Here is a 16,541-nt window from a genome sequence, read left to right as displayed (position 1 = left end):
GTCGGTCGCAGGCTTCGCGAAAGGACATCGATGGAGATCCGAACACTCGGCAGGACCCACCGGCAGGTCTCGGCCATCGGCCTCGGCACCTGGCAGCTCGGCGCCGACTGGGGCGACGTCGACGAGGCCGACGCGCTCGCCGTGCTCGACGCGTCGGCCGGGGCGGGCGTCACCGTCTTCGACACCGCCGACGTGTACGGCGACGGCCGCTCCGAGGCGCTCATCGGCCGGTGGCTCGCCGCGAACCCGGGCGCGGGCGTCACCGTGGCGACCAAGATGGGCAGGCGGATGCCGCAGCTCCACGAGAACTACGTGCTCGAGCACTTCCGCGCCTGGACGGACCGGTCGAGGCGCAACCTCGGCGTCGAGACGCTCGACCTCGTGCAGCTGCACTGCCCGCCGAGCTCGGTGTACTCGGACGACGCCGTGTACGACGCCCTCGACACGCTCGTCGCCGAGGGGGCGATCGCGGCCTACGGCGTGAGCGTCGAGAAGGTCGACGAGGCGCTCACCGCGATCGCACGTCCCAACGTCGCGACCGTGCAGATCATCCTGAACGCGTTCCGGTTCAGGCCCGTGGACGAGGTCCTCCCGGTCGCGAAGCAGTACGGCGTCGGGATCATCGCGCGGGTCCCGCTCGCGAGCGGGCTGCTCGCCGGGAGGTACTCGCTCGAGACCGAGTTCCCCGCGAACGATCACCGCACGTACAACCGGCACGGCCAGGCGTTCGACGTCGGCGAGACGTTCTCGGGCGTCGAGTACGCGACCGGCGTGCGCGCGGCATCCGAGTTCACCGCGCTCGCGCGCGAGGCGGCGCCGGATGCCACGGCCGCCCAGGTCGCGCTCGCGTGGGTCGCCCGGCAGGACGGCGTCTCGACCGTGATCCCGGGCGCGCGCAGTCCCGAGCAGGCGCGCGCGAACGCGGCGGCCGGTTCGCTCGAGCTGCCGGAGTCGTTCGACGCGGCGGTCCGCGACCTGTACGACCGCGACGTCCGCTCGTCGGTGCATCACCGATGGTGACCGGCAGCGTTTCCGACGAGCCGACCTGAGTCGAGGAGCCTCGAATGCCCTTCCTGCACGATGACGGCTCGCCGCTCGGCGAACTGCCGCTCGACCAGCGCCCGATCGACGGGTACCGGTTCGCGCTGCGCACCCCGGTCGTGTACCTCGACGCCGCCACCGGGCGCACCTACCGTGCCCCGGCTGCCGGCGAGGCGCCGCCGCCGGTCGGCATCACCGACCTCGCGTCGGTGCCGACGCCGCTCTGGGGGCTCATCGCGAGCTACGGCCGCCAGTCGGCGCCCGCGATCCTGCACGACGCGCGGTCGATCGACGCCGCCCGCCTCGAGGACCGCGAGGCGGCGCTCGCGCAGCGCCGAGAGGACGACGAGGTCTTCCACCGGGCGTTGCGCGAACAGGGCGTCCCGGTCCTGCGGGCGCGGCTCATGTGGGCGTGGGTCTCGGCCGACCGCGAGCGAACCTACAACGGATGGCGCGGCGGGCTGCTGCTCGCGCAGGTCGCGCTCGGCGTGGCCGCGGTGGTCGCCGCGATCGTGCTCGCAGTCACCGCCCACCCGGCCTGGCTGCTGCTCGCGCTGGTGCCCGCGCTCGCCGCGTTCGCGTGGGGCGGCCTCGCGCCACTGGTGATCGCGCTGACGTACCCGCTCGCCCTGCTCGGGCCGGTGCTGCTCGTGCAACTGCTCGCGGTCGGGGTGTTCCGAGCGGTCGAAGCCGTGGTCGAGCTGGTCGCGGGAGGCGACGTGCGCTCGGTCGTGCGCCCGACCGTCGGCCCACCGGCCGATCGATGACCCGGGCCGCACGCCGGCGACCCGCAGGTCGGGAATCCGGGTCGTTTCAGGGCTATCCCTGATCCTGCGTTCGCGCGCGATCCGTAGCGTTGTCCCCGGTCGTGCATCGCGGACACGCAGGGGGAACTGTTCCCGCGGTGGCGACCGGAGAGCCGGCCAGCGCGATCGATCCCGACCCGAGCGGGACGCGCAGGCCGGCTCCCCCCTTTCCCTGCGGCGGAATCCTCATTCGCCGCGGCGGAATGCCCGGCGCGGCGGCGCGCCCGTCGATGGGGCAGACTCGACCGGGTGACCGCATCGCTCCTCGACGCCGCCCCGAAGCCGTACGACGCCGACGCGATGTACGACGCCTTCGTCGACTGGGCGGGCGGGCGCGGCCTGGCGCTCTACCCCGCCCAGGACGAGGCGGTCATCGAGCTCGTCACGGGCGCGAACGTGATCCTCTCGACGCCCACCGGCACGGGCAAGTCGCTCGTCGCGGTCGCCGCGCACGCGGCATCCGTCGCCCGCACCGCCGCCGATCGCGAGGCGGGCCGGCCGTGGGGCCGCACCTACTACACCGCGCCCATCAAGGCGCTCGTGAGCGAGAAGTTCTTCCAGCTCGTCGAGATCTTCGGCGCGACGAACGTCGGCATGGTCACGGGCGACAGCTCCGTCAATGCCGACGCGCCGATCATCTGCTGCACGGCCGAGATCCTGGCGAACCTCGCGCTCCGGCAGGGGGCGGATGCCGCGGTCGACCAGGTCGTGATGGACGAGTTCCACTACTACGGCGACCCCGACCGCGGCTGGGCCTGGCAGGTTCCGCTCATCACGCTGCCGCACGCGCAGTTCGTGCTGATGTCGGCGACGCTCGGCGACGTGACCGACATCGCCGACGACCTCGCGCGGCGCACCGGGCGCGACGTCGCGCGCGTGACCGGCGTCGAGCGGCCCGTGCCCCTGCACTTCTCGTACGCGAAGACGCCCGTGCAGGAGACCGTCGAGGAGCTCCTCGAGACGAAGCAGGCGCCCGTCTACATCGTGCACTTCTCGCAGGCCGCCGCGATGGAGCGGGCGCAGGCGCTCTCGTCGATCCGGGTCGTCACGCGCGAGCAGCGCGACGAGATCGCCGAGGCGATCGGCGGGTTCCGCTTCACGACCGGGTTCGGCAAGATCCTCTCGCGGCTGGTCCGCGCCGGCATCGGCGTGCACCACGCGGGCATGCTGCCCCGCTACCGGCGGCTCGTCGAGACGCTCGCGCAGCGCGGGCTGCTCCGCGTCATCTGCGGCACCGACACGCTCGGCGTCGGCATCAACGTGCCGATCCGCTCGGTGCTCATCACCGCGCTGTCGAAGTACGACGGGCAGCGGATGCGGCAGCTCTCCGCGCGCGAGTTCCACCAGATCGCGGGGCGGGCGGGCCGGGCCGGCTACGACACCGCGGGAACCGTCGTCGTGCTCGCACCCGACCACGAGATCGAGAACGAGACCGCGGTCCGCAAGGCGGGCGACGACCCGAAGAAGCTCAAGAAGATCGTCCGCAAGAAGCCGCAGGCCGGGTTCGTCACGTGGGGCGAGGGGTCGTTCGACCGCCTCGTCGCCGCTGAGCCCGAGCCGCTCGTGCCGCAGCTGACGCTCAGTGCGGCGATGCTGATCAACGTGATCGGTCGTGGAGGCGACGTGGCCGGCGCCATCCGCTCGCTCGTCTTCGACAACCACGAGCCGCGGGCGCGACGGTTCGAGCTCGCGCGCCGCGCGCTCGGCATCCTGCGCACCCTCCGCGACGCCGACGTCGTCGAGATCCTCCCGGCCTCTCCCCATCCGTCGAGTGATACCGGTGCCGCCGAGGGATACCGGTCTGCCGGCATCACTCGGCGCGACGGGTATCACTCGGCGCAGACGAGCGGCGGCGGCGGCGGTGGCACGGGGCTGGGGGTCGCGCTGCGGCTGACGGTCGACCTGCAACCGAACTTCGCGCTGAACCAGCCGCTGTCGCCCTTCGCGCTCGCCGCGATCGAGATCCTCGACCCGAAGACGAGCGAGCAGGTCCCCACGCCCTCTCCAGACAGCGCTGGCGCGCTGCCCGGAGCCTCTGGGCGCGTGGGCCCAACCGGGCACTACTCGCTCGACGTGGTCTCGATCATCGAGTCGACGCTCGACGACCCGCGCCCGATCCTGTCGCAGCAGCAGTACAAGGCGCGCGGCGAGGCGGTCGCGGCGATGAAGCGCGACGGCATCGAATACGACGAGCGGATGGCGCTGCTCGAGGAGGTCACCTGGCCGAAGCCGCTCGACGAGCTGCTCGCCCACGCGTTCGAGACGTTCGCGTCGAGCCAGCCGTGGGTGCGCGACTTCGAGCTCAGCCCCAAGGCCGTCGTGCGGGACATGTTCGAACGCAGCATGTCGTTCGGGGAATACGTCTCGTTCTACCAGCTGCAGCGCAGCGAGGGCCTCGTGCTGCGCTACCTCTCGGACGCCTTCCGAGCGATCCGGCAGACCGTGCCCGACGAGCACAAGGACGAGGAACTGCTCGACCTCATCGAGTGGCTCGGCGAGCTCGTGCGCCAGGTCGACTCGAGCCTCGTCGACGAGTGGGCCGAGCTCGTCGACCCCACCGCCCACCTGCCCGAGGACGAGGCGCCCGTCGTGCCGCCCGCACCGCCGTCGGTCGTTGCGAACCGCCGCGCCTTCACGGTGCTCGTGCGCAACGAGCTGTTCCGCCGCGTGCAGCTCGCCGCGCTCGAGCGCGACGAGGAGCTCGCCGAACTCGACCCCGACGCCGGCTGGCCCGATGTGCTCGACCGCTACTTCGCCGAGCACGACGACCTCCTCACCGGTGGGCCGGCGCGCTCGCCGCGCCTGGTCGCCATCGACGAAACGGATGCCGCGGGCGGCATCTGGCGCGTCGAGCAGACGATCGACGACCCCGCGGGCCATCACGACTGGCGCATCCGCGCCGAGGTCGACCTCGAGGCATCCGCCGAGGAGGGCACCGCCGTCGTGCGCGTCACCGAGGTCGTGCGCCTGTAGCCGGGCGCACCGCGCCCGCTACGCGAGCGCGAGCATGCCGGCTGCGGCGAGGGCCAGCGCGAGGCCCGCCCACTGCACGGGCGCGATGCGTTCGCGCAGCACGAACGCGGCGAGCAGGATCGTCCCGGCCGGGTACATCGCGCCGAGCACCGCGGCCACCGCGAGATCGCCCGCGCGGATGCCGAGCAGGAGCAGGACGTTCGCGGTCGCATCGACCACGCCGCATGCGACCGCCAGCGCGATGCCGGCGCGCAGCGTCGTGCGGCGGGAGTCCGAGGCATCCGCTCTCGTCGTCGACGACGCTGCGGCGACGCCGGCCGGAGTCCTGGCGGCGACGCCCGCTCGCACGGCGAGCACGCCGACCGCCGCGAACATGACCGTCGCCGCGACGACCCGGTTCGCCACGAGCGGCACGACCCCCGACGAATCGGCGGTCTGCGAGATCGTGATGTAGTACAGGCCGATCGAGACGCCCGATCCCACCGCGAGGAGGATGCCGCGCAGGCTCGGTCGGACCGCGCCCCGCTCGGGCACGAACCCGACGAGCACCACCGCGACGAGTGCCAGGCCGAGTCCCCAGAGCCCCAGGGTGCCGAATCGCTCGGCCCCGACGAGGGTGCCCCAGAGCATCGGGGTCACCGCCGAGAGCAGCGCGGTCAGCGGCGAGAGGATGCTCATCGGCCCGATCGCGAGGCACGCGTAGAGCAGCGCGATCGCGACCGCGCCGATCAGCCCCGAGAGCGCGCCCCAGCCGACGTCGGCGGCGGACCAGATGCCGCCGAGCACCGGCAGCGCCGCCAGCATCGCGACGAGGCCCGCGGTCGCCGAGACGGCCGTGGCGAGCACCGCGCCGATGCGCCGCGCGGCGAGTCCGCCGAGGAAGTCCGCGGCGCCGTAGACGATCGCACCGGTGAGCGAGAGGACCGCGGTGAGCATCGCGCCGAGCATATCGTCGGCCACGGCCACGGCCACGGCCACGGCCACGGCCACGGCCACGGCCACGGGCGCCGGGCTCGGTTGACCGCCAGGATGTGCTCATCTGAGCAGAGACCACTGCTCATCCGAGCAAAATCACGCGGATCAGTCGAACTCTCGATGACGAGTCGGTTCCGACCCTTCCCAGCGCGCGTCGCGTGAGCCTAGGCTGCCGAGCAGTGCTGCTCGTACCCAGCGGCACGTGCGACGCCGGGGGGTGCGCCATGGCGGACTCCCCGCATCCGTCAGGTAGAGGAGATCACGCAATGCAGCAACGTTCCCCCGGAGCGGCGCCCGGCCGCACCGCTTCCCCAGCACGCACCCGTGGGCGCGCCGCCGCAGGCGCGCTCGCCGGCGCGACCGCACTCGCCCTGGCCCTCGGCGGCGTGGCGTCCGCCCAGGCCGCTCCCGGCGCACCCGGGCCGAACGCGCTCGGCCACCTCGTGGACATGAACCTGCTCACGTTCAACGACTTCCACGGGCGAATCGAGCAGTCCGGCTCCGCAGGCGGCGTCGCCGCGCTCGCATCAGCGATCAAGGCGTTCGAGGCCGAGAACAGGAACACGGTCGTCGCCGCAGCGGGCGACCTCATCGGCGCATCGACGTTCACCTCCTTCATCCAGCAGGACGAGCCCACCATGGTGACGCTCAGCAAGGCCGGGCTCGACGTGAGCTCGGTCGGCAACCACGAGTTCGACCGCGGGTTCGACGACCTGACCGACCGGGTCATCCCGCTCGTCGACTGGGAGTACCTCGGCGCCAACGTCTACGACAAGGCCACGGGCGAAGCCGCCCTTCCCGAGTACTGGACGACGAAGTTCCAGGGCGTCACCATCGGCTTCGTCGGCGCGGTGACCGACGAACTGCCCTCCCTCGTGAGCCCCGGCGGCATCGAGGACATCACCGTCGGCGACCCGGTCGAGGCGACGAACCGAGTCGCAGACCAGCTGAGCGACGGCGACAAGAAGAACGGCGAGGCCGACATCGTCGTCCTCCTCGTGCACGAGGGCGCCGCCGATACGAGCGTCGCGAGCGCGACCGACCCGGACTCGCGCTTCGGCAAGATCGTCCTCGGTGCGAACGACAACGTCGACGCGATCGTCTCGGGCCACACCCACCTGGCGTACAACCACGTCATCGACGGGCGCCCGGTCATCTCGAGCGGCCAGTACGGCGAGCGGTTCTCCAACATGGAGATCACCTACGACCGCAAGAAGGACGAGATCGTGCAGATGGAGAACACCATCTACACGATGGCCATCCGCAACGAGCGGGGTGACGTCATCGGCTACAACTACGAGCAGGATCCGTCGATCGTGCCGCTCGTCAGCGAGGCGACGGCGATCGCCGATGAACTCGGCAGCGTCGTCCTCGGCGACGCGGCGGCGGGCTTCGGCCGAGCCGTTCGGGCCGACCCGGTCGGGGCGCCCTCGTTCCCCGAGAACCGCGGTGGGGAGTCGACGCTCGGCAACTTCGTCGCCGACGTCCAGAAGTGGTCGCTCAACGTCGACGGCACCCGCAACGTCCAGATCACCTTCATGAACCCCGGTGGTCTGCGTGCAGACGTGGCCGCGGGCGAGGTGACCTTCGCCGAGGCTGCGGCCGTCCAGCCGTTCGCCAACACGCTCGTGTCGATGAACCTGACCGGAGCGCAGATCAAGCAGGTGCTCGAGGAGCAGTGGCAGCCCGCCGGTGCGAGCCGTCCGTTCCTCAAGCTCGGCGTCAACGCGGAGTTCGCGTACACCTACGACCCGGCGGGCCCCGCCGGCGACCGGATCGACGACATGTGGCTGAGCGGGGTCCCGATCGACCCGGCCGCGACGTACTCGGTCGGCGTGAACTCGTTCCTCGCGACGGGCGGCGACAACTTCGCGACCCTCGCCCTCGGCACGAGCAAGGCCGACAGCGGCAAGATCGACCTCGAGTCGATGGTCGACTGGTTCGACACGTTCGGCACGGCGACGCCCGACGTGAAGCAGCGCGCCGTGGGCGTGCACCTTCCCGGAGGGACCTCGGTCTCCGCCGGTGCCTCGGTCACGGTGAACCTGTCGTCGCTCGACTTCACGCGTGACGAGGTCGACGCGGACACCGCGGTCGTCTCCTCGGGTGGCGTCGAACTGGGCAGCGCTGCGATCGACACCGCGTACACGCCGAACTTCGACGAGGTCGGCCAGGCGAGCGTGAACTTCACGGTGCCGGCCGGCGCGAGCGGACCGACGACGTTCGTCGTCACCGTCCCCTCGACCGGGACGACGACCTCGTTCACGCTCGACGTGAGCTGAGCGCGACCCACGACGGCGAACGGCCCCGGGCACGCCCGGGGCCGTTCGCCGTTTCGCCGTTCACCCGCTCGCCCTCGCCCTCGTCCTCGTCCGCCGGTAGGCTGAGGGGGTGACTTCCCGGGGTGCACGCACGGCGCGCGGCGCGGCGATCGCCGCGTTCGCCGTGTTCGCGGCATCCCTCGCGCACACCGTCGGCGGCGGGCGCCCGCCGGGCCTGCTCGCGGTCGTCCTCGCGATGGCGTTCGCGACACCGGTGGCGATGATCCTCGTCGGGCGACGGATGCGGCTGCGCGGCACCGTCGTGTCGGCGCTCGTCGCGCAATCCGCGCTCCATCTCTTCTACGCGCTCGGTTCGCCCGGCGCCTCGGCGAGCGGAACCCCGGTCGGTGCGCACGCCCTGCACTCGGGTGCGGCGATCCGCATCGACGGGGTGATCGCGCTCGACCACGGGCACGCGGGCATGCCGGTCGCGCACGTCGTCGCGGCCGTGCTCACGGTCGCCTTCCTGGCCGTCCTCGAGCGCGCGGCAGCCCTGGTGTCGGTGGTCGCCGACCTCGCGGGTCGCGGCATCCGCCTGCTGCAGGCCGTGCTCGTCGGACTGCCCGTCCCGGACATGCCCGGCCGCGCCCGGACGACCGACCGATCCGACGGCCCGTCCGGCCTCGGCATCCGGATCCTCTCCTCGCTCCGCCATCGCGGACCGCCGGCGGGTGCTGCGACCGCCTGAGCGGTCACGCGCACACAACCCGTTCGCGCCGACGCGCCGAACCACTGCCGTCAGACATCCGGCAGCGCGTCCGCGCACCCACCAGAGAAGAAGAGACATGCGATCCATCACCCGTACCACCGCGGCCGCCGCCACCGCACTCGGCGCCGGAACCCTCCTCGCCCTGGCCGCGCCCGTCGCGGCCCAGGCCCACGTCGTCGTGACCCCCAGCACGACCGCGGCCGGCTCCTACTCCGTGCTCGAGTTCGCCTCGGGCCACGGCTGCGAGGGCTCGCCGACCGCGTCGTACGCCGTCGAGATCCCCGAGTCGATCCTCTCGGTCACGCCGACGCTCAAGGCGGGCTGGGAGGTCGAGAAGGTCATGGTCGAGCTCGACGAGCCGGTCGAGGGCGCCCATGGCGAGGTCATCGCCGAACGCGTCGGGCAGGTCGTGTACACGGCCGCGACGCCGCAGCCCGACGGCTACCGCGAAGCCTTCCAGATCCAGGTCCGGCTGCCCGAGGATGCGGCGGGCGAGCGGCTCGAGTTCCCCGTGCTGCAGACCTGCGTCGAGGGCGAGACGGCCTGGGCCGAGTCGCCCGCGGCAGACGGCTCGGAGCCCGAGCTGCCCGCGCCCGCGATCGCGGTCACCGAGGCGAGCGCCGCGGACGGGCACGGCCACTCCGACGACGAGGCCGAGGGAGAGGAGGGTCACGTCGAGGCCGAGACCACCGCGTCGACCGACTCCTCCGTCGACGTCCTCGGACGTGTGCTCGGCATCACCGGACTCGCGGTCGGCGCTGCGGGCCTGGTCGTCGCGATCGCCGCGACGCGCAAGAAGCGGGCCTGAGCATGCCCGCACGGCGTCTCTCCGCTTTCGGCGCGGTCGTCGCACTCACGGCGATGGCCGTGATCGCGGGCCCGGCGTCGCCCGCCGCGGCGCACAACACCGTGATCGCCGTCGGCCCGAAGGACGGCTCGACGGTCGTGACCCAGCCCGAGACCGTCTGGCTCCAGACGAACGACGCGCTGCTCGACGTCGAGGGTGCCGGAGCGATGGACGTCGTCGGGCCGGACGGGCTCCACTACGCGGGCGGGTGCCCGGCGATCACGGGGGCGATCGCGAGCGTGCCCGCCGAGCTCGGCCCCGCGGGCGAGTACACGGTCGTGTGGCGGGTCGTCTCCGCCGACGGGCACCCGATCTCCGGTGAGTTCGACTTCGACTGGGAGCCCGCCGACGGCGAACCGCTCGCCGAGGGGGCTGCCGAATCGACGTGCGAGTCGTCGGGTTCGGGCGCAGTCGAGCCCGGTCCGCAGACCGAGGGCGAGGCGGATGCCGCCGGCTCCGGCGCCGCGTCCGATCTGCTGTGGATCGGCGGCGCGGTGATGGTCGCGCTGGCCGCGGCCGGGGTCGCGTTCCTGGTCATCCGGCGCCGCGACGATGACGACGGGCCGGACGATGCGGGCTCACCCGACTCCGCAGGGCCTGAAGACCAGGCCACGGCGACGGGTGCCTCGGACGAACGTCCCGAGTCGGCGCGCACGGACTGATCCGTCCTCCACAGCACGGCAGGCGCGGGTCCGCTTCGGCGGGCCCGCGCCTCGTCGGTTGCGCCGGGTAGGGTCGTCGGGTGACCTGGAGCGAGCACGCGCACCCGCTCGGTGCGCCCGACCCGGCCGACGACATCCCGTGGGACCCGGATGAGCTCGTGCCGCCGGAGGACGAGTGGGCGCCGCCCCCGCCGTCCGACGCGGGGCTGCCGAACGCGGGACCGCCGAACGCGGGGGCGCGGGCCGCCGCGGGCGCCCGGCCCGCTCCCGCACGGTTCTCCTCGGCAGCCGAGGCGTTGCGGACGGTGTACGGGTACGACTCCTTCCGTGGCGAGCAGGCCGCGATCATCGACCACGTCGCATCCGGCGGGGATGCGGTCGTGCTGATGCCGACCGGCGGCGGCAAGAGCCTCTGCTACCAGATCCCCGCACTGCTCCGTGAGGGAACGGGCGTGGTGGTCTCGCCGCTCATCGCGCTCATGCACGACCAGGTCGACGGGCTCGTGCGCAACGGCGTGCGTGCCGGCTACCTGAACTCGTCGCAGACCGCGGCGGAGCGGTCGCGGGTCGAGCGCGCGTACCTCGCGGGCGAGCTCGACCTGCTCTACGTCGCGCCCGAACGGCTCGGGTCGGAGCAGACCAAGCGGTTCCTCGAGCGCGGCACGATCGCGCTGTTCGCCATCGACGAGGCGCACTGCGTCGCCCAGTGGGGTCACGACTTCCGGCCCGACTACCTCGCGCTCGCCGAACTCGCCGAACGCTGGCCCGACGTGCCGCGCATGGCGTTGACCGCGACGGCGACCGAGGCCACGCACCGCGAGATCACCGACCGGCTCTCGCTCGGCGAAGCCAGGCACTTCGTCTCGAGCTTCGACCGGCCGAACATCCAGTACCGGATCGCGCCCAAGCTCGACGTCCGGAAGCAGTTGCTGGATTTCGTCCGCACCGAGGGCCGCGATGCCGACGGCAACGCGGTCGCGGGCATCGTGTACGCGCTCTCGCGTGCGCGCACCGAGAAGTTCGCGGCGTTCCTCGCCGCGAACGGCATCGATGCGGTGCCGTACCACGCGGGCCTCGACGCCGAGACGCGTCGGCGGACCCAGGAGCGGTTCCTGCGCGAGGACGGCGTCGTGGTGGTCGCGACCATCGCGTTCGGCATGGGCATCGACAAGCCCGACGTGCGGTTCGTCGCGCACGTCGACCTGCCGAAGTCGGTCGAGGGCTACTACCAGGAGACGGGGCGTGCGGGGCGCGACGGCCTGCCGTCGACGGTGTGGCTCGCCTACGGGCTCCAGGACGTCGTGCAGCAGCGTCGGATGATCGACGAGAGCCCGGGCGACCTCGCGCACCGCAGGCGGCTGGCGGCCCACCTCGATGCGATGCTCGCGCTCTGCGAGACCGTCGAGTGCCGCAGGCGGAACCTGCTGGCGTACTTCGGCGAACCGAGCGACCCGTGCGGGAACTGCGACACGTGCCTCGAGCCGCCGGCGTCGTGGGATGGCACGGTCGCCGCGCAGAAGCTCATGTCGACGATCGTCCGGCTGCAGCGCGAGCGCGGGCAGCGCTTCGGTGCCGGTCACCTCGTCGACATCCTGCGCGGCAAGCGGACCGCCCGGGTCGAGCAGTACGGGCACGATGCGCTCGCGACGTGGGCCATCGGCGACGACCTGACGGATGCGCAGTGGCGCGGCGCCGTTCGCCAGCTGCTCGCGCAGGGCCTGCTGCAGCCGGTCGGCGAGTACGGCGTGCTGACGCTGACGGATGCCTCGGCGGCCGTGCTCTCGGGCGAGCGGCGCGTGTCGTTCCGCGTCGAGCCGGATCGCCCGTCGCGCGCCCGCTCGGCGCGCGCCGCGGCGCCCGCGGCGGCCGACCTGGAACCGCGTGACGCGGAGCTGTTCGAGGCGCTTCGCGCGTGGCGCGCGGGCGAGGCGCGCGAGCAGGGCGTGCCCGCGTACATCGTCTTCGGCGACGCCACGCTCCGCGCGGTCGCCGTCCGCCGCCCGGGTTCGGTGGCCGACCTCGACGGGATCTCGGGGATCGGCGCGAAGAAGCTCGGGGCCTACGGCGAGGCGGTGCTCGGCGTCGTCGCCGAGCACCGCGGCTGACGACACGGGACTGCGGGCCTCGCGGTCGGGGGTCCGCGCTCGCTAGCATTCGGGCGAGGGAGTCGTCGCAGCGACGGCAGGGAGCGGGGATCGCATGTCTGAAGTCCAGGGGAGTCGTCCGGTCACGGTGACGATCATCGGGTTGCTCGCGTTCATCGCGGGTGCGCTCGACATGGTCTCGGGCGTCGTGCTGTTCTTCCTGCTGCCGGTGCAGGAGGTCGTCGACGGCTTCGGGGGCACCGGGCCGATGATCACGGCCGCGACGGTGTCGATCGTCATCGGACTGGTCACCGCGGTGCTCGCCGGCGGGCTGCTGCGCGGCAGCCAGGGTGCGCGCCTCATCGTCACCGTCCTCCAGGTGCTCTCGGTCATCGGCTCGCTCTTCCTCGCGGTCGCGTACCTCGGCATCCCCGTCGGCGAGTGGATCGGCATCGCGGTCTCCGCGGTCGTGCTGATCCTGCTGTGGACGCCGAAGGCGAGCGCGTTCTTCACCCGATGACGCGCACGCACCCGTGAGTCCTTGGAGATCATCGAACCTTCCAAGCGCGGTGCTTTGTAGGCTTCCACAGTGCCCTGTGGAGCGCCCCGCGGGCGCTTTGTAGGCGGCGGATGCAGTACTTCCCGACCATCGCGGCCGGTCGTACGGTGACAGAATCCTGATCCAGCGTATGGAGGACGAACCGACGATGGTCGACACGGCATCCCGGGGCGGCGCCGCTCCCGCCCCCGCGACGATGAAGCACGACGCACCCGCACCGATCGACGGGAACGAAGCCCCCGTAGTCGACGTCGCTGCGCTCGGGCGCCAGCTGCTCGGCACCTGGGCCGACACCCGCCTGCTCGCACGCGAGCGCGCGGGCAGGCCCGAGTTCCAGCGGATCGAGGGCCAGGGCATGGCCGAGCACCGCGAGCGCGTGCTCAGCCAGCTGCACCTCCTCGTCGACTCCGGGGCGATCCAGAAGGCCTTCCCGAAGTCGCTCGGCGGCGAGGACGACCACGGCGGCAACATCGCCGCATTCGAGGAGCTGGTGCTCGCCGACCCGAGCCTGCAGATCAAGTCCGGCGTGCAGTGGGGCCTCTTCGGTGCGGCCGTCCTGCACCTCGGCACGACGCCGCACCACGAGAAGTGGCTGCCCGGCATCATGAACCTCGACGTGCCGGGCGCGTTCGCCATGACCGAGACCGGGCACGGCTCCGACGTGGCATCCATCGGCACGACCGCGACCTACGATCCCGACACCGAGGAGTTCGTCATCCACACGCCCTTCCGCGGCGCGTGGAAGGACTACCTCGGCAACGCGGCCCTGCACGGCATCGCCGCGGTCGTGTTCGCGCAGCTCGTCACGAAGGGCGTCAACCACGGCGTGCACGCCTTCTACGTGCCGATCCGCGACGAGCAGGGCGCGTTCCTGCCCGGCATCGGCGGCGAGGACGACGGCCTGAAGGGCGGCCTCAACGGCATCGACAACGGCCGCTTGCACTTCACTGACGTGCGGATCCCGCGCGAGAACCTGCTCAACCGCTACGGCGACGTCGCCGCCGACGGCACCTACTCGAGCCCGATCGCGAGCCCCGGCCGACGCTTCTTCACGATGCTCGGCACGCTCGTGCAGGGTCGCGTGTCGCTCGACGGCGCCGCGACCATCGCGAGCGCGATGGGCCTCGCGATCGCGATCACGTACGGCACCCAGCGTCGACAGTTCAACGCGGCGAGCGAGACCGACGAAGAGGTGCTCCTCGATTACCAGCGTCACCAGCGCCGCCTGCTCCCGAGGCTCGCGACGACGTACGCGCAGTACTTCGCGCACGACGAGTTCCTCGTGAAGTTCGACGCGGTCTTCTCGGGGGCCGCAGACACCGACGACGACCGCCAGGACCTCGAGACCATCGCGGCCGCCCTGAAGCCGCTCTCGACCTGGCACGCGCTCGACACCCTCCAGGAGGCGCGCGAGGCGTGCGGCGGTGCGGGCTTCCTCGCAGCGAACCGCATCGTCGGCCTCCGCCAGGACCTCGACGTCTACGTCACCTTCGAGGGCGACAACAACGTGCTGCTGCAGCTGGTCGCCAAGCGCCTGCTCACCGACTTCTCGAAGCAGTTCGCGAAGGCGGATGCCGGTGTCATGGCACGCTACGTCGTCTCGCAGGCCGCCGACCGCGCCTACCACGGCACCGGGCTGCGCCGCCTCGCGCAGACGATCGCCGACTTCGGCTCCACCGCGCGCTCGGTGCACGAACTGCGCGACGAGGAGACGCAGCGCGAACTGCTGACCGACCGCGTCGAGGACATGGTCACCGAGATCGCCGGCCGCCTGCGCGAGTCCCGCAAGCTGTCGAAGGCGGATGCCGCGGCGCTGTTCAACCGCAACCAGAACGAGCTCATCGAGGCCGCTCGCGCCCACGCCGAACTGCTGCAGTGGGAGGCGTTCACGCGCGGGCTCGCCCGCACCGAGGACCCGGGCACCAAGCAGGTGCTCACGTGGGTGCGCGACCTGTTCGGCCTCGGGCTCATCGAGAAGCACCTGTCGTGGTACCTCATCCACGGCCGGCTCTCGCCGCAGCGGGCGCAGGCCGTCACGGCCTACATCGACCGCCTCATCGAGCGCCTGCGCCCGTACGCGCTCGACCTCGTCGACGCGTTCGGCTTCGCACCCGAGCACCTGCGTGCCGCGGTCGCGTCCGGCGCCGAGCAGGAGCGCCAGGACGAGGCCCGCGCGTACTACGCCGCGCACCGCGCGGCCGGCACCCTGCCGAAGCCGGAGAAGTCGGTGAAGTCCAAGCGGTAGCGGATGACACGGGGCGGGCCGGGCGCGAAGCGCCCGGCCCGTCGTGCGTGCAACGCGAGGTCAGCGGCGACGCGAGCCCGCGGCATCCGTTTCGTCGCCGGGCGGCCGCATGATCGCGCCGGCGGCCAGGCCCACCGCGATGCCGGGGAGCATCCACAGCCAGAACCCGGTCCAGAGGCTGATCAGGACGCCGACGAGGGCGCCCACGATGATGCCGACGATGAGCTGCTTGCGGCGGGCGGGCGTGAAGGCGTCGCGGACGGGCATGCCTCAAGCGTACGGCGCGGTCGAGCCCTCAGACGAGCCCGCGCGCCCGCACCGTCTCGCGCTCGTCGACGAGTTCGGCGACGGACGCGTCGATGCGCGTGCGAGCGAACTCGTCGATCTCGAGGCCCTCGACGACGTGCCACTCGCCGCCCTCGGAGACCACGGGGAACGACGAGATCACGCCCTCGGCGACGCCGTACTCGCCGTGCGACCAGATCGCCGCGCTCGTCCACCCGCGATCGCCCGTGCCGAGCACCCAGTCGTGCACGTGGTCGATCGTCGCCGACGCCGCCGACGCCACGGATGACGACCCGCGCACCTCGATGACCTCCGCGCCGCGGCGCGCCACGCGCGGCACGAACTCGTCCGCGAGCCACGCGCGTGCGGCATCCGCTCCACCGAGCCGCGCCGCGAGCAGCGCCGGGACGGGCGCGCCGTCGGCGGTCGCGTGGGCCACGTCCGGGTACTGGGTCGCCGAGTGGTTGCCCCAGATCGTCACCCCGCGGATGCCGCCCACCGGGGTGTCGACCGCCGGGGCGAGCTGCCCGAGCGCGCGGTTGTGGTCGAGCCGGGTGAGCGCCGTGAACCGTTCGCGCGGGACGTCGGGTGCGTGCGAGGCCGCGATGAGCGCGTTCGTGTTCGCCGGGTTGCCGACGGCCACGACCCGGACGTCGTCTGCGGCGTGGTCGTTGATCGCCCGCCCCTGCGGGCCGAAGATGCCGCCGTTGGCCTCGAGCAGGTCGCCGCGCTCCATGCCCGCGGTGCGGGGACGAGCGCCGACGAGCAGCGCGACGTTCGCTCCCGTGAACGCGGACGCCGGGTCGGCCGTCACGTCGACGTGCGAGAGCAGCGGGAACGCGGCGTCCTGGAGCTCGAGCGCAGCCCCCTCGGCGGCCCGCAGGCCCTGCGGGATCTCGAGCAGGTTCAGGCGCACCGGCGTGTCGGGGCCGAGCATGGCGCCCGACGCGATGCGGAACAGCAGCGCATAGCCGATCTGCCCCCCGGCGCCGGTGATCGTGACGGTGACCGGACTGCGGCTCATGGCATCCACC

The 16,541-nt window shown here is 72.4% G+C and carries 13 protein-coding genes; 10 read left to right on the top strand and 3 right to left on the bottom strand.

Features of this window, described 5'->3' with window-relative positions; translation table 11 throughout:
• Positions 1 to 30: 30 nt before the first annotated feature.
• The 3 genes from DSM26151_RS12365 to DSM26151_RS12355 all read left to right on the top strand — a co-directional run bounded on the left by DSM26151_RS12365 (position 31) and on the right by DSM26151_RS12355 (position 4,820).
• Positions 31 to 1,020 (top strand): aldo/keto reductase, encoded by a 990-nt coding sequence (locus DSM26151_RS12365; protein ID WP_234659823.1) that lies wholly within the window; start codon positions 31 to 33, stop codon positions 1,018 to 1,020.
• 44 nt (positions 1,021 to 1,064) lie between these two features.
• Positions 1,065 to 1,808, top strand: coding sequence for a DUF1353 domain-containing protein (locus tag DSM26151_RS12360; RefSeq protein ID WP_234659822.1), 744 nt, complete (start codon positions 1,065 to 1,067; stop codon positions 1,806 to 1,808).
• 339 nt (positions 1,809 to 2,147) lie between these two features.
• Positions 2,148 to 4,820, top strand: a complete 2,673-nt coding sequence (locus DSM26151_RS12355; RefSeq protein WP_234661894.1) for a DEAD/DEAH box helicase — start codon at positions 2,148 to 2,150, stop codon at positions 4,818 to 4,820.
• Positions 4,821 to 4,838: 18 nt separating this feature from the next.
• Here the strand turns inward: DSM26151_RS12355 and DSM26151_RS12350 are convergent, their stop codons facing one another.
• Complete coding sequence (locus DSM26151_RS12350; RefSeq protein ID WP_234659821.1) at positions 4,839 to 5,822, bottom strand: EamA family transporter; 984 nt, start codon at positions 5,820 to 5,822, stop codon at positions 4,839 to 4,841.
• Between the two features lie 239 nt (positions 5,823 to 6,061).
• On the opposite strand from DSM26151_RS12350, the gene DSM26151_RS12345 reads away from it, so the two are divergent.
• The 7 genes from DSM26151_RS12345 (at position 6,062) to DSM26151_RS12315 (ending at position 15,222) form a co-directional block, all read left to right on the top strand.
• A complete protein-coding gene (locus tag DSM26151_RS12345; protein WP_234659820.1) occupies positions 6,062 to 8,077 on the top strand; it encodes a bifunctional metallophosphatase/5'-nucleotidase in 2,016 nt (671 codons plus the stop codon).
• A 109-nt stretch (positions 8,078 to 8,186) separates the two neighbouring features.
• Positions 8,187 to 8,804, top strand: a complete 618-nt coding sequence (locus DSM26151_RS12340; RefSeq protein ID WP_234659819.1) for a hypothetical protein — start codon at positions 8,187 to 8,189, stop codon at positions 8,802 to 8,804.
• A gap of 97 nt (positions 8,805 to 8,901) precedes the next feature.
• Positions 8,902 to 9,633, top strand: a complete 732-nt coding sequence (locus tag DSM26151_RS12335) for a YcnI family copper-binding membrane protein (protein ID WP_234659818.1) — start codon at positions 8,902 to 8,904, stop codon at positions 9,631 to 9,633.
• A 2-nt stretch (positions 9,634 to 9,635) separates the two neighbouring features.
• Positions 9,636 to 10,334, top strand: a complete 699-nt coding sequence (locus tag DSM26151_RS12330) for a copper resistance CopC family protein (RefSeq protein ID WP_234659817.1) — start codon at positions 9,636 to 9,638, stop codon at positions 10,332 to 10,334.
• Between the two features lie 80 nt (positions 10,335 to 10,414).
• Positions 10,415 to 12,439 (top strand): DNA helicase RecQ, encoded by a 2,025-nt coding sequence (gene recQ / locus DSM26151_RS12325; RefSeq protein WP_234659816.1) that lies wholly within the window; start codon positions 10,415 to 10,417, stop codon positions 12,437 to 12,439.
• A 94-nt stretch (positions 12,440 to 12,533) separates the two neighbouring features.
• Positions 12,534 to 12,938 (top strand): DUF7144 family membrane protein, encoded by a 405-nt coding sequence (locus DSM26151_RS12320; protein ID WP_234659815.1) that lies wholly within the window; start codon positions 12,534 to 12,536, stop codon positions 12,936 to 12,938.
• Between the two features lie 187 nt (positions 12,939 to 13,125).
• A complete protein-coding gene (locus DSM26151_RS12315; protein ID WP_407651043.1) occupies positions 13,126 to 15,222 on the top strand; it encodes an acyl-CoA dehydrogenase family protein in 2,097 nt (698 codons plus the stop codon).
• 60 nt (positions 15,223 to 15,282) lie between these two features.
• Here the strand turns inward: DSM26151_RS12315 and DSM26151_RS12310 are convergent, their stop codons facing one another.
• Positions 15,283 to 15,489 carry an HPP family protein gene (locus DSM26151_RS12310; protein ID WP_234659814.1) on the bottom strand — a complete coding sequence of 69 codons (207 nt, stop codon included), beginning with the start codon at positions 15,487 to 15,489 and terminating at the stop codon, positions 15,283 to 15,285.
• A 28-nt stretch (positions 15,490 to 15,517) separates the two neighbouring features.
• Complete coding sequence (locus DSM26151_RS12305) at positions 15,518 to 16,531, bottom strand: malate dehydrogenase (protein WP_234659813.1); 1,014 nt, start codon at positions 16,529 to 16,531, stop codon at positions 15,518 to 15,520.
• Between the last annotated feature and the right edge of the window lie 10 nt (positions 16,532 to 16,541).

It is taken from the genome of Agromyces marinus (assembly GCF_021442325.1).
Classification (GTDB): domain Bacteria; phylum Actinomycetota; class Actinomycetes; order Actinomycetales; family Microbacteriaceae; genus Agromyces; species Agromyces marinus.
The sequence above is the reverse complement of the archived record's forward strand: the minus strand, read 5'-3'. Positions and strand labels throughout refer to the sequence as shown.